Annotated in this window: 19 protein-coding genes and 1 pseudogene; 10 read left to right on the top strand and 10 right to left on the bottom strand. The window is 73.9% G+C overall.

Annotated elements, in window-relative coordinates:
- A pseudogene (locus Actkin_RS18735) lies at positions 1 to 1,395 on the top strand (histidine kinase); the annotation flags it as partial.
- A gap of 384 nt (positions 1,396 to 1,779) precedes the next feature.
- Here Actkin_RS18735 and Actkin_RS18730 read toward each other — a convergent pair.
- The 7 genes from Actkin_RS18730 to Actkin_RS18700 form a co-directional block, all read right to left on the bottom strand.
- Positions 1,780 to 2,385, bottom strand: coding sequence for a response regulator transcription factor (locus Actkin_RS18730; RefSeq protein WP_229786892.1), 606 nt, complete (start codon positions 2,383 to 2,385; stop codon positions 1,780 to 1,782).
- A gap of 117 nt (positions 2,386 to 2,502) precedes the next feature.
- Positions 2,503 to 3,531 carry an alkylhydroperoxidase AhpD-related protein gene (locus tag Actkin_RS18725; protein ID WP_189210819.1) on the bottom strand — a complete coding sequence of 343 codons (1,029 nt, stop codon included), beginning with the start codon at positions 3,529 to 3,531 and terminating at the stop codon, positions 2,503 to 2,505.
- Positions 3,532 to 3,616: 85 nt separating this feature from the next.
- Entirely contained in the window at positions 3,617 to 4,282 is a 666-nt protein-coding gene (locus Actkin_RS18720; RefSeq protein WP_258903602.1) for a DUF6239 family natural product biosynthesis protein, read from the bottom strand.
- Entirely contained in the window at positions 4,246 to 4,809 is a 564-nt protein-coding gene (locus Actkin_RS18715; RefSeq protein ID WP_258903601.1) for a hypothetical protein, read from the bottom strand. Before Actkin_RS18715 ends, Actkin_RS18720 begins: the two co-directional genes overlap by 37 nt.
- A gap of 67 nt (positions 4,810 to 4,876) precedes the next feature.
- Complete coding sequence (locus tag Actkin_RS18710) at positions 4,877 to 5,083, bottom strand: hypothetical protein (protein ID WP_258903600.1); 207 nt, start codon at positions 5,081 to 5,083, stop codon at positions 4,877 to 4,879.
- A gap of 26 nt (positions 5,084 to 5,109) precedes the next feature.
- Positions 5,110 to 6,771, bottom strand: coding sequence for an FAD-dependent oxidoreductase (locus Actkin_RS18705; RefSeq protein ID WP_189210815.1), 1,662 nt, complete (start codon positions 6,769 to 6,771; stop codon positions 5,110 to 5,112).
- Complete coding sequence (locus Actkin_RS18700) at positions 6,768 to 7,325, bottom strand: DUF5987 family protein (protein WP_229786891.1); 558 nt, start codon at positions 7,323 to 7,325, stop codon at positions 6,768 to 6,770. The genes Actkin_RS18705 and Actkin_RS18700 overlap by 4 nt, the downstream gene beginning before the upstream one ends.
- A 210-nt stretch (positions 7,326 to 7,535) precedes the next feature.
- Between Actkin_RS18700 and Actkin_RS18695 the strand changes: the two genes are divergently transcribed.
- Positions 7,536 to 8,732 (top strand): MFS transporter, encoded by a 1,197-nt coding sequence (locus Actkin_RS18695; RefSeq protein ID WP_258903597.1) that lies wholly within the window; start codon positions 7,536 to 7,538, stop codon positions 8,730 to 8,732.
- Here Actkin_RS18695 and Actkin_RS18690 read toward each other — a convergent pair.
- From Actkin_RS18690 to Actkin_RS18680, 3 genes are read right to left on the bottom strand one after another with little or no spacing between them, the layout of a single operon-like run.
- A complete protein-coding gene (locus Actkin_RS18690) occupies positions 8,707 to 9,357 on the bottom strand; it encodes a winged helix-turn-helix transcriptional regulator (RefSeq protein WP_258903596.1) in 651 nt (216 codons plus the stop codon). The two genes, Actkin_RS18695 and Actkin_RS18690, sit on opposite strands and share 26 nt — an antisense overlap.
- Positions 9,354 to 10,706: a sensor histidine kinase gene (locus Actkin_RS18685; protein ID WP_189210811.1), complete on the bottom strand. Its 1,353-nt coding sequence runs from the start codon at positions 10,704 to 10,706 to the stop codon at positions 9,354 to 9,356. Before Actkin_RS18685 ends, Actkin_RS18690 begins: the two co-directional genes overlap by 4 nt.
- Complete coding sequence (locus tag Actkin_RS18680; protein ID WP_189210810.1) at positions 10,696 to 11,403, bottom strand: winged helix-turn-helix domain-containing protein; 708 nt, start codon at positions 11,401 to 11,403, stop codon at positions 10,696 to 10,698. The genes Actkin_RS18685 and Actkin_RS18680 overlap by 11 nt, the downstream gene beginning before the upstream one ends.
- A 104-nt stretch (positions 11,404 to 11,507) precedes the next feature.
- On the opposite strand from Actkin_RS18680, the gene Actkin_RS18675 reads away from it, so the two are divergent.
- From Actkin_RS18675 to Actkin_RS18640, 8 genes are all read left to right on the top strand, one after another.
- Positions 11,508 to 12,002 carry a hypothetical protein gene (locus Actkin_RS18675; protein WP_189210809.1) on the top strand — a complete coding sequence of 165 codons (495 nt, stop codon included), beginning with the start codon at positions 11,508 to 11,510 and terminating at the stop codon, positions 12,000 to 12,002.
- Positions 11,999 to 12,382 (top strand): SPW repeat domain-containing protein, encoded by a 384-nt coding sequence (locus tag Actkin_RS18670; protein WP_258903595.1) that lies wholly within the window; start codon positions 11,999 to 12,001, stop codon positions 12,380 to 12,382. Before Actkin_RS18675 ends, Actkin_RS18670 begins: the two co-directional genes overlap by 4 nt.
- Positions 12,383 to 12,462: 80 nt before the next feature.
- Complete coding sequence (locus Actkin_RS18665) at positions 12,463 to 12,789, top strand: STAS domain-containing protein (protein WP_189210807.1); 327 nt, start codon at positions 12,463 to 12,465, stop codon at positions 12,787 to 12,789.
- A gap of 61 nt (positions 12,790 to 12,850) precedes the next feature.
- On the top strand, positions 12,851 to 13,210 hold the full coding sequence (locus Actkin_RS18660) for a hypothetical protein (RefSeq protein WP_258903594.1): 360 nt from the start codon (positions 12,851 to 12,853) through the stop codon (positions 13,208 to 13,210).
- A gap of 2 nt (positions 13,211 to 13,212) precedes the next feature.
- Positions 13,213 to 14,745, top strand: coding sequence for a sensor histidine kinase (locus Actkin_RS18655; protein WP_258903593.1), 1,533 nt, complete (start codon positions 13,213 to 13,215; stop codon positions 14,743 to 14,745).
- The gene (locus Actkin_RS18650; RefSeq protein WP_189211782.1) at positions 14,742 to 15,401 is read left to right on the top strand and encodes a response regulator transcription factor; all 660 of its coding nucleotides are present in this window, start codon (positions 14,742 to 14,744) and stop codon (positions 15,399 to 15,401) included. The genes Actkin_RS18655 and Actkin_RS18650 overlap by 4 nt, the downstream gene beginning before the upstream one ends.
- 27 nt (positions 15,402 to 15,428) lie before the next feature.
- The gene (locus Actkin_RS18645) at positions 15,429 to 15,938 is read left to right on the top strand and encodes a GNAT family N-acetyltransferase (protein WP_189210804.1); all 510 of its coding nucleotides are present in this window, start codon (positions 15,429 to 15,431) and stop codon (positions 15,936 to 15,938) included.
- 680 nt (positions 15,939 to 16,618) lie between these two features.
- Complete coding sequence (locus tag Actkin_RS18640; RefSeq protein ID WP_189210803.1) at positions 16,619 to 17,716, top strand: ROK family transcriptional regulator; 1,098 nt, start codon at positions 16,619 to 16,621, stop codon at positions 17,714 to 17,716.
- Positions 17,717 to 17,728 lie beyond the last annotated feature (12 nt).

Genomic DNA, 17,728 nt, shown 5'->3' with positions numbered 1-17,728 from the left:
ATGGGGGAAGATCTCACCCGGGCGCCGGTGCTGGCCAGGTCCGTCGTGGTCACCTCGTGCCTCGTGTTCTGCACGGTGGCGTTCATCCATGTGGCGCAGGCGGGCGCCCCGGTGCTCGACCGGGTCCTCGCCGCCGCCTACCTGATGTGCGTGCTCGGCGCGCAGGTGGTGTTCCTGCGGCCGCAGACCCGCCCGCCGATCGCCGTGGCGCTGCTGCTGGCCCAGGCGGTCCTGGTGTTCGTGCCGATGACCCACTTCGGCCAGGCGTGGGCCGGGATGCCGATCCTGCTGGCGGCCAACGCCGTCATCGTGCTGCCGCCGAGGATCGGCTGGCCGGTGTGCGCCGGGACCGTCGTCCTGACCTGCCTGGCGCAGTGGTTCGTCAGCGGCACGTGGTCGCACCTGGGGGAGGTGGTGCTGGCCGCCGTCGCGGGCACGCTGGAGTTCTACGGCATGGTGCGGCTGGCCCGGTCGATCTCCACCGTGCACGCGGCGCGCGCCGAGCTGGCCGAGGTCGCGGTCGCGGGGGAGCGGGCGCGGTTCAGCCGCGACCTGCGCGAGCTGCTCGGCCGCAGCCTGGCCGGGATCGGCCCCAAGGCGAGCGCGGCGCTGCAGGGCCGCGACCCCGACCGGGTCGGCGCCCAGCTCGGCGCGATCGCCGACCGCGCCAGGGGCGCGCTGGCCGCGGTGCGGCTCGCGGCGGGCGGCTACCGGGAGAGCGTGGTCCCGAGCGGCCCGCGCACGCGCGTCTCCTGGCTCGTGCCCGCGGTCCTCACCGGGATCGTCGCCACGGCCGTGGTCCAGAACGCCAGCGCGGGCGTCACCGTCCTGCTGGTCACCGCGGGGTTCGCGCTCGCGTCGCTGGCCGTGCAGCTCGTCTGCGTCCGGGTGGGCGGCAGGCCTGCGGTCCTGCTGGCGCAGGCCGTGCTGGCGTACCTGCCGGTCGCGGTCCTCGGGGCGCACTGGCCGGGCGTGGTGGCGTTCGTGGGCGGCTCGGCCCTGGTCCTGCTGCCGCCGGTCGCGGGCTGGTCGGTCTTCTGCGCGGCCGTGGCGAGCGTGCCCGCGATCCAGGCGGCGCACGGCGTCGCCGCGATGGCGATCGTGAACGGGACCGCCACCGCGGTCATCACCGGGCTCGTCGTCTACGGGCTGACCTGGCTGACCCGCGTCGACCGGGAGCTGCGCGCGGTGCGGTTCGAGCTGGCCAGGGCCGCCGTGGCCGAGGAGCGGCTGCGCTTCGCCCGCGACCTGCACGACCTGCTGGGCCTGAGCCTGTCGGCCATCGCGCTCAAGGCCGAGCTGGCCCGGCGGCTGGTCGAGCACGACGGCGCGCGGGCCAGGCGGGAGATCGGCGAGATCGCCGACCTGGCCAGGACGGCGCTCGCCGACGTGCGGCTGGTGGCGGGCGGCTACTGCGAGCTGTCCTTCGCGGGCGAGGTCTGCTCCGCCCGGTCGGTGCTGGCCGCCGCCGAGGTGGAGGCGCGGTTCGACCTGCCGCGCGCCGAGCTGCCCCACCCCGTGCAGGCCGTGCTCGCCACCGTCCTGCGCGAGGGCGTGACGAACGTCCTCCGGCACGGGAAGCGGGCCTCGACCTGCGAGATCTCCGTCCGACAGCGGTCCGGCGCGGTCGAACTGGAGATCGTCAACGCGGCCCGCGAGCGCACGGTGTCCGGCGGCAGCGGCCTGACGAACCTCTCCGCGCGCGTCACCGCGGTGGGCGGCACGCTGACGGCCGGGCCGCTCGGGGACGGCCGCTTCCGGCTCGCCGCCCGGGTCCCGCTACAGCCAGCCCGCCTCGCGGGCGATGCGGATGGCGTCGACCCGGTTGCGGGCGTTGAGCTTGCTGACGATCGTCGTCAGGTAGTTCCGCACCGTGCCCGCCGACAGGTAGAGGCGCGCGGCGATGTCCACCGCGTTGAGCCCGGCCGCGGCCAGCTGCAGGACCTCGATCTCCCGGCCGGTCAGCGGGCAGTCCGCGCCGTCCCACGCGGCGAGGGCGAGGTCGCCGTCGACGACCCTGCGGCCCGCCGCGACGCCGCGGATGGCGTTGGCCAGCTTGTCCGCGGGGGCGTCCTTGAGCAGAAAGCCGCCGACCCGCGCGGCCAGCGCCCTGCGTAAGGTGCCCGGTCTGCCGAGGCTGGTGAGGATCAGCGTGCGGCACTGCGGCAGCTGCTCGTGCAGCTCGGTGGCCGCGGTGAGGCCGTCCTTGCCGGGCAGGTCGATGTCGATGACGGCGACGTCGGCGTTGGCGGTGCGGGCGGTGGGCAGGATGTCGTCCCCGGAGGCCACCTCGGCGACCACGTCGACGTCGGGTTCGAGGTTGAGCAGCGCGACCAGCGCCCCCCGGACCATGTGCATGTCCTCGGCTATCAACACCCTGATCACACTGTGCGCCTCTCCCGAGCCCGACTTCTCTGTTCTACCACCGATGCACGTGCACGCCGCCCGCCGACCGGCGTCACCCGAATGGGTTGTGGTACCGGCGAATGGCGGTTGCCAAGACTACAGCGGTTGGTGTGCCGAGCAGGCGCATTCGGCGTTCCCCGCGTGCGGGACGCGCGCCCGGCCCGGTCCGAGCCTGCGCGCGGCGGCCAGGGCGGCCCATGCGGTCAGCGCGACGAGCTCGGCGTCGGGGCGCCCGCGCCGGAAGTCGTTCACGATCGTGTCGTCCACCTGGTACGGCGCCTTGGCGGTGAGCAGCGCGAGCACGCCCGCGGCGAACGACTCGTGCGGCAGGGCGGCGGCCTGGTCGTAGGCCCAGGCGCGGCTCAGCCCGACCGGCGTGCCGTCCCAGGCGTCGAGGGCGTCGGTGACCACGGCCCGCACATCGGCCGGGACCATTCGGACGGCGAGGCTGTCGATCGCCTGGTACGCGCGGGCGAAGGCGTCGGACAGCACGGGATTCGACGCGGCCCAGCCGAGGTCGGCCGCGGGTTCGGCGGCGGGCAGGAACTCCAGCGCGCGACCCGGCCGGTGCGCCTGGCCCGCGTGCGGGCGCATGGCGCGGCCGAGCACCTGCCGTGCCCCGTCGGGCAGGCCGGGCGGCAGCGGGGAGTCGGTGAGGAAGACGCTGGCCATCCGGTTGAGGTAGTGGAACGCGACCGCCGTGCCGATGTGCTCGGGGGCCTCGTCGCAGGTGAACGGCGCGGTCTCGCCGCCGCCCGTGCGCGCCCACTCGGCGACCGGGTCCAGTTCGGACCGCACGTCGGTGAGCGCGGCCAGGGTGGCCGAGTGCACTTCGACGCAGTAGGGGCAGCGGTTGCGGTCGGACACCCCGACGGCCACCGCCTCCTTCGTCGACCGGGCGACGAGCCCGGCGGCGACCAGCGACTCGCGCAGCATCAGCCAGGACGCGGCGAGCGCGGCCGGGGCCGAGGTGTGCAGCGCGATGGGGGCGAGCAGACCGAAATCGGTCTCGACCTGGCGGTGCACGCCCACCACGAGGTCGCCGCCGCGGCCGGGGCGGACCCGGGCGACGTGGCGGATCTGGTTGAGCGTCCGACGCAGCGCGAGCCGGATGAAGGTGCCCATGGCAACCGCCCTTTCCTCGCATCACCGAGGGGTCACCTCGACCGTAGCGAGACCACCCGATCGGGTGTTCTCGCATCGTGCGCACTCACCCGAGCGCGGCCACCTGCGTCCCCGCGCCCACCAGCGCGACGCCGAGCACGGCGGCCACGGTCAGCACCGCGCCGCGCAGCGCCCGGTTCCTCGGCAGGCCCAGCGTCAGCCAGGCGAGCCCGGCGTAGGCGACGATCATTCCGGTGTGGAGGATCGGGCCCCGGTCAGCGCCCGGCGGGGTGGCCAGCCAGGCCCTGACGAACACCGCGCCCGCGACGACGGCGGCCGCCAGCAGCACGGCGGGCGCGGCCCCGCGCACGAGCGCGGGCGCCTCCCGGTCGGCGAAGGCCAGGTAGAGCGGCCCGCCCACCGCGGCGAGCGCGAGCGGCACCACGATCGGCGGCAGGGTGAACCCGGACGCCAGCAGCAGCTCCATGCTCACCGCCACCGCGGCGCAGACCGCGACGAAGGCCGCCGTGCCCTTCTCCGGCGCGCCGATGAACCCGCGCAGCATGGCGAACCCGGCGACGGCGGGGAGGGCGAGCAGCACCGCGATCTTCAGCGCCAGCGGGCCGATGTCGAACGGGACATCGATGACGTGGTCCCCATGGAGCTGGGCCGCCGCGGGCGCGGCGGTCCAGACCATGAGGAGGCCGACGATGGCGAGCAGCCGCGCGGCCATGGTCAGCCGACGGCCGCGGGCGTGCGGTGCGGCGCGCACGAGCACTGCACGAGGTCGTCGAACCGGGGACGCCGGTGCAGCACCATGGCCACCACCATCGGGATGAAGACGATGGCGTTGTAGAACAGGTGCAGCTCGACGCGGGGCAGGACCAGCTGCAGGATGCTGGTCGGGGCGGGCTGGCCGAGCAGGTTCTGCCCGGTGAGCGCCTGCAGGAACAGCAGCAGGTGCTCGAAGTGGTGCCAGACCTGGACCCACAGCGCCAGCATCCACCAGGTGCGCGCCCGGCCGTGAAAGCCGTGCCGCAACAGGACGAATCCGACGAGCATGACCAGGGCGTAGCCGTAGTGCATCAGCTCGGACTTCACCAGCCAGGGGAACCACAGGCCGAGCACGCCGCCCGCTTGCGGGCGCGGCCAGTCGAGGGCGTAGATCTGCACCGCCTGGACGATGTGCTCGGCCCAGTGGCCGAGCACGATCACCAGGAACGCGAAGAGTCCCACGCGGTGGTAGTTGCTGTTGAGTGCCGCGATCGCGTTGCTGCGGACACGGGGGTTCGCCGCCATCACGCCTCCCTTTCCCGATCAGGCCGAGAGCCGCCCCCGGCGGGGGCGGTCCGACCGAATCTTGATCTCATGCCGCGGGTCGCCACAAGACGCGCGCGTGCTCTCTCGCCACCCGGGCCTGGGCTTTGGCCCATTCGGCCTCGGGCCCACCGTCCTCGGCCAATTGGTCGAGCAGCGCGGCCTTGCGCTCGTACCACGCGGCCACGACCGAGGGCGGGGCGTGCGGTCCCGGTTGGGACAGCATCACCTCGGTGATCTCCCGGAGTCCGGACATGCGCACCACCCCGCCCTCGGTTCAGTTCATGCGCGCACCGGCGACAGGGCGGGGAACGCGCCCTTGGTCGGCAGCGGGGCGCCGTAGGAGACGTCGACCCCGCGCTCGCGCGCGGTGGCCACGATGCCGGGCATGGCCCGCTCCGCGAGCGCGGAGATGGTCAGCGCCGGGTTCACGGTCAGGCCGCAGGGCACGGCCGAGCCGTCGGTGACGAAGATGCCCGGGTGCCCGCGCAGCTCGTGCCGGTCGTCGAGCGCGGAGGTCGCCGGGTCGTCGCCGATGCGGCAGGAGGACAGCGGGTGCACCGTGTACGCGCCGACCAGGTCGTTGGTCCACGGCAGCACGGTGGCCAGCCCGTCGCGCTCCAGGATGTCGCGCACCTCGGCGTCGGCCTCGGCCCAGCCGCGCAGCGTGTTCGGCGTCGGGTCGTACTTCAGCGGGCCGGTGCCGAGCATCTGCTGGGAGATGCGGTGGGAGTTGCCGGTGGGCGGCGGCGGGCCGAAGACGCCCTCGTTGTCGTCCTCGGTCATCTGGAAGATGGTCATCCAGGACGACCACTTGCTCAGCAGCTCCCGCTTGGCCGGGCCGTACCACGTCGGGCCGTCGGGGCCGTGGGCCTGGGCGAGGAAGGTGCCCAGGCCGACGGGGAAGTACAGCTGCTCAAGGGAGAACCGGCTGTACTCCGGCAGCGACCCGTCCAGTTTGTCCCAGCTGGCCACGACCGGGCCGCGGCCGATCTGGTAGGCGTCGTAGGCCGGGTTGCCGGGGCCGCGGTCGATGCCCAGCACCTCGCGCACCCGGTCGTCGTTGATGATCGCGGTGTTGAGCCGCTCGCCGTTGCCGGAGAAGTAGCGCCCGACCGCGTGCGGCATCGTGCCGAGCTCGGGCTCCGAGCGCTGCAGGATGCACGGGGTCGCGCCCGCGCCCGCGGCCAGGACGACGATCTTGGCCTCGATCGCGCCGCCGCCGTGGGTGATCCGGTAGTCGTCCTCGTCGATGTGCAGGTAGTGCACGACGTAGTTGCCGTCGTCGGTGCGGGAGATGCGCTGCACCTCGTGCAGCGGGCGGATCTCCGCGCCGTGGGCGACCGCGCCGGGCAGGTAGTTGAGCAGCATCGACTGCTTGGCGTCGAAGCGGCAGCCCGACATCATCCAGTTGCAGTTGGTGCACTTGGCCGTGTCGATGCCGACCGGGACCGGGTTGGCGGTGCGGCCGGCGTGGTTGCACGCCGCCGCCCACAGCCCGCCTGCGTAGGTGACGTCGTCCCAGGTCTGCTGCTCGACCGGGAACACCTGCGAGACCCGGTCGTACCACGGGTCCAGGGTCTGGCGGTTGATGCTCGACGGCCACATGCGGCGGCCGATGCTGCCCTGCCGCTCGAAGACGAACCAGGGGGCGCGGGGCAGCGCGGCGAAGTAGACGACGCTGCCGCCGCCGACGCAGTTGCCGCCGAGCACGCTCATGCCGTCGCCGGAGACGAAGTCAAAGATCTTGGTGTACGACGAGCCGAGCAGGTAGTCGTGGTCGAAGTCCTTGCCCTCCAGCCACGGCCCGCGCTCCAGCACGGTCACCTTGGCCCCGCCCGCGGCGAGGTGGTAGGCGGCGATCGAGCCGCCGAACCCGCTGCCGACGACGAGGACGTCGGTCTTCTCGATGGCGGCCGAGCCGCCGTTGGCCGCAGTGGTCACGCCGGGCTCCCGGATTCGGTGGTGTCGGGGTGGGTCTTCGCCAGCTCCTGGTGGTAGCCGTACTCCTTGAACCGCCAGATGCCGTCGGTGTCGGGCTTCTTGAACCCCAGGGTGATCAGGCCGGGGTGGCCTTCCTCGAGCGCGTCGAGCGTGCTCTTGTGCGGGGCCGAGTCGAAGGCCATGTTGCTGAAGAGGGCCAGCATGACCCAGCCAGCCTGCTCCGGGTGCCCCAGCGCGGTCAGCCTGCCGACGAGGGCGTACCGGTGGTCGTAGTCCAGCGCGACGAAGGGCGGGACGGTGTCGTCGAGCGCGATCCCGTGCTCCTCGGCGTAGTTCGTCGCGTGCTGGTTGAGCATGGCCACCAACGTCGGCAGCCCCACGGCGATACCGGGCGCGGAGTGGTGCATCAGCTCCAACGCTCCCGCTTGGACACTGCCCGGCCCCTCGACGACGCCAGCGATGGCGCGGTCGTCGGGAGACCGTTTCTCGCCCGGGACGATGGTGTCGGCGTACGCCTCCAACGTCAGCGTGTAGACCGGGTCTTCGGAGTCCACAGTGGTCCCTCCCTTGTATCGCCTGCGCTCCATGGTCCGCGCAGTCGACAAGCTGAGGCATCTCCGCTTTTGCCGCGCGGGAAAGGGGAGCACGGGCGGAGAGAGGACGCTGTGCCGACGCGGATGCCGCGAAATTGCGCACTATTTGCCAAACACCGATCGTGTGGGCGCTATCGTTGCGCGGCTTTGTTCGTGGGGGTTGGGGGAGAAATGGGACGGGACTTCGCCTGGTTGTGGCGCGCGTACGCAGTCAGCAGCCTGGGGACCTGGCTCGCGCTGGACGCCTTCCCGCTGATCGCGATCCTCGCCCTGCACGCCTCCCCGGCGCAGGTGTCGCTCGTGGCCGCCGTCGGGGCCGCGGCCGGGGCACTGCTGGCCGTCCCGCTGGGCCCGTGGCTGGAGTTCCGCGCCAAGCGACCCGTGATGGTCCGCGCGGACCTGGTCCGGTTCGCGGTGCTCCTGTCCGTCCCCGCCGCCCACCTCACCGGCGTGCTGACCTATGGCCACCTGCTCGTGGTCGCGGCCGTGGTGGCCGTGGCCGACATCGCCTTCGTCGGGGCGAGCGGCGCCCACCTCAAGGCGCTCGTCGGCCCGGACCACCTGATGGCGGCCAACGCCCGCTTCGAGAACGCCACGTGGATCACGACCGCGGTCGGGCCCCCGCTCGGCGGCGCGCTCATCGGCCTGCTCGGGCCCGTCGTCACGGTGACCGCGAACGCCGTGAGCTACGTCGGCTCCGCGCTCGGCATCGGCGCGATCAGGGCGCCGGAACCGCCCCCGCCCGGCAGGCCCGCGCGGGTGAGCGTGACCGACGGCTGGCGGACCATCGCCGCCGACCCGGTCCTGCGCCGCCTCTTCGCCAACACGGTGGCCGTCTCGGCCCTGATCATGGCCGCCGCCCCGGTGCTGACCTACCTGATGATCCACGACCTGGGGTTCACACCCCTGCAGTACGGGCTGGCGATCGGCGTCCCCTGCCTCGGCGGCGTCGTCGGCGCGCGGGCCGCCCGCCCGCTGGCCCGGCGGTTCGGCGACCGGCGGGTCCTGCTGGCCGCGGGCGTCTCCCGCGTGCTCTGGCTCGCGGGCCTGGCGGCCATCGGCGGCGGCGTGGCGGGCCTGCTCACCGTGATGGCCGTCCAGACGGCGATCGTGGCGTCGATGGGCGTGTTCACCCCCGTCCTCGCCACCTACCGGCTCCGCCGCACCCCGGACGGCGAACTGGCCCGCGTCCTCACGGCGTGGACCATCACCACCCGCACGGCGATCGCGGCGGCCACCGCGCTCTGGGGCGTCGTCGCGGCCGTCACCGGCCCCCGGGTCGCCATCGCCGCCGCCGGGGTGCTGCTCGCCGCGACGGCGCTGCTCCTCCCATGGCGGGCCCTCACGCGTTCGCCGAGTACCGGCTGACCCCGATCCACGACACCGCCGAGCGCACCGCCGAGCGGTCGCCGATCAGCTGCAGGCTCTCGTCGGCCAGGGCGTCCAGCCACTTGCGGTGGCCCAGCCAGATGGCCGCCAGCGTCGCCAGGGAGCAGCGGATCGTCACCGCGATCGGCAGGCCGGGGTCGCGGTCGCCCGCCGAGGCGCCCGTGCCGTTCAGCGTCAGCCACCAGCGGCGCGGCGGCGGGCCGTCGGTGAACTCCACCAGCAGCGCCACCGGCCGCGGCGGCAGGGTCCCGGGGTCGACGTTGCGGGCGATGTCGTACATCAGCAGGCCGGGGTCGAGGTCCTTCGGGCCGGGCGCGGGCAGCCAGCGGCCGCTCCAGGCGCCCAGCAGGTCGACCACCGCGCGCAGGTCGCGGCCCGCCTCGGTGAGGCGGAAGCGGCCCGCCTCGCGGGCGACCAGCCCCGCTGACCGCAGGGAGCGCAGGCGCGAGATCAGCGTCGAGACCGTCAGCCCGGGCAGGCCGCGGGCCACGGTGTCCACGTCGGCCGGGCCGTGCAGGAGCTCGCGGACGATCAGCAGCGTCCACGGCTGCGTGACCACCTCGGCGGCGCGGGCGACGGGGCAGTGCTGTTCGTACCGTTTCACCGGGGCTCCCCCACAGGGAGGGTCACGGTGAACCGCGCCCCTCCGGTCGGACTGTCTCCACAGTGGACGTTCCCGCCGTGCGCGGCCACGGTCTCGGCGACCAGCGCGAGGCCGAGCCCGGTGCCCGCAGACGAGCCGCGGGCGCCGCGCCCGGTCGCGAAGCGGGCGAACACGCGGTCGCGCTCCTCCGGCGGCACCCCGGGCCCGTCGTCGTCGACCTCGACGGCCGCGCGGCTGCCGGTCACGCGCAGGCGCAGGGCGGTGACGCCGCCGCCGTGGCGGTCGGCGTTGTCCAGCAGGTTCGTCATGGCCCGCACCAGGGCGAGCTTGCGGCCGGGGACGACGACCTCGGCGGGCGCGTCGAGCAGGTCGGCAGGCCGCCCGGTGACCGAGAGCACGTTCGCCAGCAGCTCCCGCAGCTCCAGGGCCTCCACCTCCCCGGAGTGCAGCCCGGCCTCGGCGCGGGCGAGGTCCAGCAGGTCCTCCAGCATCCCGCGCAGGTGGTCCAGCTCACCGCTGACCAGCGACAGCGCCCGCCGCGACCGCTCCGGCAGCTCCTCGGCGTGCCGCTCCATCACCTGCACGCTCGTGACCAGCGTCGTCAGCGGCGTCCGCAACTCGTGGGTCACGTCGCCGACGAACCGGCGCTCGCGCGCGATCCGGCTCTGCAGCGAGTCCACCATCGCGTTGAACGAGCGCACCATGGGGCTGAGGTCGCGGTCGTTGTCCTCGGGCAGCCGCGAGTCCAGGTTCCCCGACGCGATGCTCGACGCGGTGCCCGACAGCGCGCGCAGCGGCGCCAGCACCCGCCCGCTGGCCCACCGCCCCAGCAGGGCAGCGCCGCCCGTGGCCGCCAGCGCGCTCAGGATCAGCACCGTCCCCAGCACCCGGATCGTCGCCTGCAGCTCCACGGCGGGCGTGAACTCGTAGTACGCCGACCCGCCCGCCATCGGCACCCCGGCCACCAGGTACGGCCGGTCCTGCACGGTCACCGGCAGCACCCCGGACTCCCCGGCGGCCACCATCCTGCGCAGCGAGTCCGGCGGCAGGTCCGGCGGCTCGTCGCCGGAGGCGCTGAGCCACCGGCCGTCGTGCTCCAGCACCAGGCTGGTCTCCTTCGGCGGGTCCACGAAGGCCAGCGCCTGCTCCGCGGTCGCCCCCGGCACGGCCAGCCTGCTGGCGATGAAGTCGGCGTCCGCGGCGGCCAGCCGCTCGGCCGAGCGCTCCCGCTGCTCGGTGAGGTACCCGCGGCTGATCGCGAACACCGCCACCGCCATCAGCAGCGACAGCAGCGCGCCGCCCACCGCGAAGGTGAGCATGACCCTGCCGCGCAGTCCGCTAACGGACATCGAGCCGGTACCCCAGGCCGCGGACGGTGACCACCGTGCGCGGCTCGGACGGGTCGGTCTCGATCTTCGTGCGCAGCCTGCGCACGTGCACGTCGACGATCCGCTCGTCGCCGAAGAACCCGCGGTCCCAGACCCGCGACAGCAGCGCCTGCCTGCTCAGCACCCGGCCCGGCTCCTCGGCCAGCTCGCAGAGCAGCCGGAACTCCGTCAGCGTGAGGTGCAGCTCCTCGTCACCGCGGCGGACCGTGCCCGCGTGCTGGGAGAGCACCAGCCCGGTCTCGGCGTCGAGCACCACCTCCGGCACTGCCGAGGGGCCCGACGCGCCCGCCCGCCGCCGCAGCGCGCGCAGCCGGGCGGTGATCTCCTTGATCTCGAACGGCTTGGTCACGTAGTCGTCGGCGCCTGCCTCCAGGGCGGCCACCACGTCGTGGGTGTCCGCGCGGGCGCTGACGACGATGATCGGCAGGTCGCTGGTGCGCCGCACCTGGCGGATGCAGCCGAAGCCGTCCATGCCGCCGAGCATCAGGTCCACGACCATCACCTCGGGCGGACCGAGCCGGTTCAGCGAGTCCAGCGCGGTCTCCGCGTCCGGCGCCTCGGTGATCGTGTAGCCCTCGTCCTCCAGCGCCAGCCGCAGGGACGCGCGGACCCGGTCGTCGTCCTCGACGATCAGCAGTCGCACACCCACCGGGCCCATGCTGCCAAAACGTCCGGCGAGGACCACCATCGGAACCCGGTCGTCATAGAACCGCAAAGATCCCGACCGGCCGATCTCAACACTGCCGGACGACGCTGGGGAGCATGACGGGGACGATCGACGCGCGGACCACCGTCCTGCTCGCCAGCGAGGCGCTGCTGCTCTGGCCGAGGGGGGAGTCCCAGCACGTCGACCCGGCGGTCGCCGACCTCTGGCCGGTGTTCGCCGTGGTCGTCGACGACCGGCACCTGCGCCGCGCCCCCGGCGGGCGCGCGCTCCAGGGCCGCATCGACGGCAGGCACTCCTTCACGCTGCTCGACGGCGTCGCGCGCTGGCAGGTGCTCACCGCCGACGCGCCGCTGCTGGGGCTGACCGTGCGCGCCGAGGCCCCGGTCCCGGTCGGCCTCGACCTGGTGATCCCGGCGAAGTCGCTGGTCGGCGAGCTGGGGCGGCTGGCGGCCGGGCCCACCGTCGGCATCACCACCAGCGGCCGGGCCGCCGCCCTGGCCGCGGGCGCCGACGTGCGCACCGCGCTGCGCGTGCTCGCCCTGGCCCGCAGCGCCCCCTGCCCCGAGCTGACCGCGCTGGCGGCCCCGTGACCAGGCGCGTCCCCGAGGCGGCCACGCAGGTGCCCGGCCTGGTCAGCGGGGTGCTGCTGGTGCTGGGCGCCTGGCTGGTCGTGTTCTCCGTGACCGGCGTCTACGGCGCCGACCGCGGCTTCGACGCGCCCTGGAACGACCGGGTCGCAGGCCTGCTCGCCATCGGGCTCGGCGTCGTCCGCGTCGCCCGCCGGGTCCGGCTGCGCACCGCGTCCGGGATCGCCCTGGGCCTGGGCCTGTGGCTGCTGGTGTCCCCGTTCGTGCTGAACTACGGTTTCGGCGCGGACACCGCCATGGCCATCCTGGTCGACGTCGCCGCGGGCACGTCGATCGCCGCGCTGGCCCTGGTGGAGACCCTGAACGCGAAACCGTCGGTGTGAGCGGGGCCGCGCGCGGGTATCTGGGCGGGTGTCGGCCGAAGTCGGCGGTGGGCGGGACGGACAGGAGTTGGGCGGACGCGGTGAGCGCTGAACCGGCACGGCTCGTGGTGAGCCATCTCGCGGCGGTGGACGGTGGGCACACGGTGGTGCTCGACGGCGAACTGGACTACCAGACGGCGCCGGACTTCGTCGCGGTGCTCGACGAGATCCCCGTGGACGACGGCGCGCGCGTCGACCTGGACCTCGCTGCCGTCCCGTTCTGCGACTCCGCGGGCATCGCCGCGCTGGTGCGCGCGTACCAGCTGGTCAATAAGGGCCAGGGGAAGCTGCGCGTCGTGGCCATGGACCCGAGGGTGCGCCGCACCCTGGAGCTGACCGGTCTGGCGCAATTGTTCACCCAGCCGTAGATGAGGGAATCCTCATCCCGGGTTCATCCAGGACCCCGGGATCGAGGAGAGGATGACTGGCATGGCGTCGCCCAGCCCCCGCACGGCCGTGCTGCTCGCGGTCGTCGCGCTGCCGCTGTGCGCCGCGGCCGCCAGCTACGCCCTCGCCGACGATCCCGTGCCGCAGGTCCCCACCGAAGTCCGGATCGGCGAGGTCACCGGCCCGCGCACGACGTCGACGCCGCCGAGTTCGGCGATCGGCACGACGCGGCCCCGCGTGGTCTCGCCCGCGCCCCCCGTGGACGGTGGTGACGATGATGGCGACGACGAATCTGAAGACAGCGACGAATCTGAAGACGGCGACGAATCTGAAGACGGCGACGAATCCGAAGACGGCGACGAATCCGACTATGCCGACGACGATCGCGACGACGGCGACTGACCATGACGGCGACTGACGGCAGCCCCGCGGTCGGGCCGCCGCGGGGAGCCGCCGCGCCGTCGACGGACCCCGACCGCTCGCCGCTGTCCGGTCCGCTCCCGGTCGCCCGGCGCAGGCGAGTGGTGCCCGCCCGCGCGCGGATCATGGCCTGGATGCTGCTGCTGATGGCGGTGGTCTCGCTGACCGTGACGGTGGTGACCCGCAACCTGCTCATGCAGCGGGTGGACGCCCAGGTCAGCGCCGCGCTGCAACAGGAGGTCCAGGAGCTGCAGGAGGTCGCCGAGAGCGGCGTCGACCGGGCGACCCAGCAGCCGTTCCGCGACGTCTACGAACTGCTCTACAACCATCTGCAGCGTCAGTTCCCCGACGACGACGAGGTGCTCGTCGGCTGGATCGGCCCGGTCGAGACCGGCGAGGCGCTGCGGCAGAACCGGGCCGAGCCGTTCCCGCTCGCCGACCGGCCCGACGTGCTCATGCCGATCCTGGGCTCGGCCGACACCAGCGGGTCGGCGCCCACCGACGCCGGGGAGATGCGCTGGGTGAAGGCCCCGGTCGTGCACTCGGCGAACCCGGGGGACAGCGGCGCGTTCGTCGTCGGGTACCTCATCGACCGGGACCGGGCCGAGGTCAGTGAGACGATCCAGACGCTGGTGCTGGTCAGCGTGCTCGGCCTGCTGTTCGCCGGGGTCGCGGCCTGGGTGGTGGCAGGCCAGATCCTGGCCCCGGTGCGGCTCGTGCGCCAGGCCGCCGCCGAGATCGGCGAGCACGACCTGACCCAGCGCATCCCGGTCAACGGCAACGACGACATCGCCGCGCTGGCCGAGCAGTTCAACGCGATGCTGGACCGGCTGGAGCAGGCGTTCGCCGCGCAGCGGCAGTTCGTCGACGACGCCAGCCACGAATTGCGCACCCCGATCACGATCGTGCGCGGACACCTGGAGCTGATGGGCGACGACCCGGCCGACCGCGCCGCCGTCGTGCGGCTGTGCACCGACGAGCTGGACCGGATGAACCGCATCGTGGCCGACCTGCTGGTGCTGGCCAAGGCCGAGCGGCCCGACTTCGTGCGGGTGGAGCCGGTCGAGGTGGCGGAGCTGACCAGCGACATCTACGCCAAGGTCCGGGCCATCGCCGACCGCAGGTGGCTGGTGGAGGCCATCGGCGAGGGCGTGGCGCACGTCGACCCGCAGCGGGTCACGCAGGCGATGGTGCAGCTGGCGCAGAACGCCGTCCAGCACACCGGCGACGGCGACGATGTGCTGATCGGCTCGTCCATGCTGGACGGCAGGGTGGCGTTCTGGGTCACCGACCGCGGGCCGGGCGTGCCGCCAGGGGACCAGTCGAAGATCTTCGACCGGTTCAGCCGGGGCGCCACCGGCGGGGCCTCGGCGCACCGCTCCGGCGCCGGGCTCGGCCTGGCCATCGTCCGCGCGATCGCCGAGGCGCACGGCGGCGGGGTCCGGCTGGTGTCCGTGCCCGGCCAGGGCGCGTCCTTCGGCATCGACCTGCCAGCCGACCGAGGAGGGAACCGCTGAACCGCATCCTGGTGGCCGAGGACGAGGAGCGCATCGCCGCGTTCGTCAAGAAGGGCCTGACCGCCAACGGCTTCGCCACGACCGTCGTCGGCGACGGTCCGACGGCCGTGGACTTCCTGCTGACCGGCGGCTTCGACCTCATGGTCCTCGACATCGGCCTGCCCGGCCGCGACGGCTTCAGCGTCCTGCGCGCCGTCCGGGAGGCGAAGGTGACCACCCCGGTCATCATCCTGACGGCCCGCGACTCGGTGCACGACACCGTCGCGGGCCTGGAGGGCGGCGCCGACGACTACATGACGAAGCCGTTCCGCTTCGAGGAGTTGCTGGCCCGCGTCCGCCTGCGCCTGCGCGCCGACCGCGCCCCGGAGGTCACCGTCCTGCGCGGCGGCGACCTCTCGCTCGACCTGCGCACCCGGCGCGCCCAGGTGGGGGCCAGGACGGTGGAGCTGACGGCGCGCGAGTTCGTCCTGCTGGAACTGTTCCTGCGCCATCCCGGCCAGGTCCTCTCCCGCGAGCAGATCCTCTCCCACGTCTGGGGCTACGACTTCGACCCGGGGTCGAACATCGTGGACGTGTACGTGCGCGCGCTGCGCCGCAAACTCGGCGCGGAACACATCACGACGGTCCGTGGCATGGGTTACGCTTTCGCCCGCTGACCGGCCCTGCGCTGCTTGGATGGCAGCGTGATCGAACGACTCGACGCCGACGGCCTCACCTCGGCGGCCGACGACCTCGCCGCCCTCCTCCGCGACGTGACCGACACCGGCTCGTCCGTCGGTTTCCTGGCGCCCCTGGCCGAGGCCGAGGCCAAGGCGTGGTGGCTGGACCTGCGCCCGGGCGTGTCCGACGGCAGCGTCCTGCTGTGGGCGGCCAGGCACGAGGGCCGCGTGGTCGGCACGGTCCAACTCCGCCCGTCGCGGATGCCCAACGGAACCCACCGGGCCGAATTGGCCAAGCTCATGGTCCACACCTCCGCCCGAGGCCAGGGCCTGGGCAGGAAGCTGCTGCAGACGGCAGAGGACGCAGCTCGCGCGGAGGGCCTGCGCCTCCTCATCCTCGACACCGAAGAGGACAGCCCCGCCGAACCCCTCTACCGCTCAGCGGGCTGGACCGAGTCCGGCCGCATCCCCGACTACGCCGCCGACCCCACCGGCACCCTCCGCCCGACCGTCTACTTCTACCGCAGACTCTGACCGAGACTGGGAACAGCTCAGGAAACAGGACCAGGGAACAGAACTCAGGAAACGGTCCCACGGAACAGACGGCATCGAGCCGGGCCGCGTCGAGGCAGGCGGCGTCGAGCCGGGCGGCGTCGAGGCAGGCGGCGTCGAGCCGGGCGGCGTCGAGGCAGGCGGCGTCGAGCCGGGCGGCGTCGAGGCAGGCGGCGGCCGGGGCGTCGAGGCAGGCGGCGTCGAGCCGGGCGGCGTCGAGGCAGGCGGCGTCGAGCCGGGCGGCGTCGAGGCAGGCGGCGTCGAGGCAGGCGGCGTCGAGCCGGGCGGCGTCGAGCCGGGCGGCGTCGAGGCAGGCGGCGTAGAGCTGGGCGGCGTGGAGCCGGGCGGCGTCGAGGCAGGCCGCGTCGAACCAGGGCCACGCGGCCGAGCCCCTGGGGAAGGAACTTCCACGGGGCAGCCTCCACCGGAGGGGCCGTCGCCGTGCGAGCGCCGCCCGGGGAGCCGCCGCCGCGCGTGCATTCCCTCCGTCTTCGCCCTCTCTTCCAAGCGAACGGCCTCCATCCGCCTTCCATAACGCCCACATTCATGGTCTAGACCTATGCCGCCGATCGGGCCAACCACTGCGGCCGGACGTTCGCTTGCGAGTGGTCTAGGCCACCCCGATAGTTAGGAAAGTTTCCTACCCCCCACGGAGGTGCGCCATGGCGGTCCCTGGCACCCTCCGCACGCTCAACGACCAGGCCGTGTTGTCGCTGCTGATCGACCGCGGCCCGCTCACCCGTCCGGAGATCGCCGCCGCGAGCGGGCTCTCCAAACCCACGGTGTCGCAAGTGCTCACCCGCCTGAGCGGCATCATCACCGCCGACGGCCCCCGCACCGGGCTCCCCGGGCGGACGGCCGAGGTCTACCGCGTCGGCCCCCACAAGGCGGCCGCGGTCGACGTCACCCCCAAGCGCATAGCCGCCCGCATAGTCGCGGTGACCGGCGAGACGGTCGGCGAGCACCGGCTGCCCACGCCCGGCCGCTCGGGCGGGGACGTCCTCGAGCGCCTCCGCACCGCCATCACGAACGCGGGCGCGCCGCCGGAGTCCCTCGACCACATCGTCATCGGCGTCCCCGGCGCGGTCGACCCCCGCACCGGCAGGCTCGCCTTCGCCGCGCACCTCCCCGGCTGGCACCGGCCGCACCTGCTCGACTGGCTCGCCGACGGGCTGCGGACCGACATCGCCGTGGAGAACGATGTCAACCTCGCCGCCGAGGCCGAGCGCTCGGCGACCGGGGAGACCGACTTCGCCCTCTACTGGGGCGCCGAGGGCATCGGCACCGCCCTGGTCCTGGACGGCCGCCTGCACCGGGGCGCGGGCGGCGGCGCTGGCGAGATCGGCTACCTCCCCGTCCCCGGCGCCCCCACCGCGCGGGACACCGGGCGCACCTCGGTGCACGGCCTGCAGTCCATCGCGGGCGGGGCCGCGCTCGGCAGGCTCCTGCACACCCGCAACCCCGCCGCCGCGATGGCGACGGCCGACGACAGCACGCTCGACGAGATCGCCCACCGGGTCGCGCTGGGCATCGCCGCGGTCGTCGCCGTCGTCGACCCGGGCGTGGTCGTGCTCAGCGGCCACGTCGTGCTCGCGGGCGGCGAGCGGCTGCGCGCCCGGGTCGAGCGCGCGCTGCACACCCTGACGCTGCCGCAGCCGCCCGTCCGCCGCACCGCGGTCCGCGACGACCCGGTGCTCGCGGGCGCGGCCGTCCTCGCCCGGGCCAAGACCCGGGACACCCTGCTGACCCGGGTCGGCTGACCCCGCACACCC

The organism is Actinokineospora sp. UTMC 2448, assembly GCF_024760565.1.
Classification (GTDB): domain Bacteria; phylum Actinomycetota; class Actinomycetes; order Mycobacteriales; family Pseudonocardiaceae; genus Actinokineospora; species Actinokineospora fastidiosa.
The sequence above is the reverse complement of the archived record's forward strand: the minus strand, read 5'-3'. Positions and strand labels throughout refer to the sequence as shown.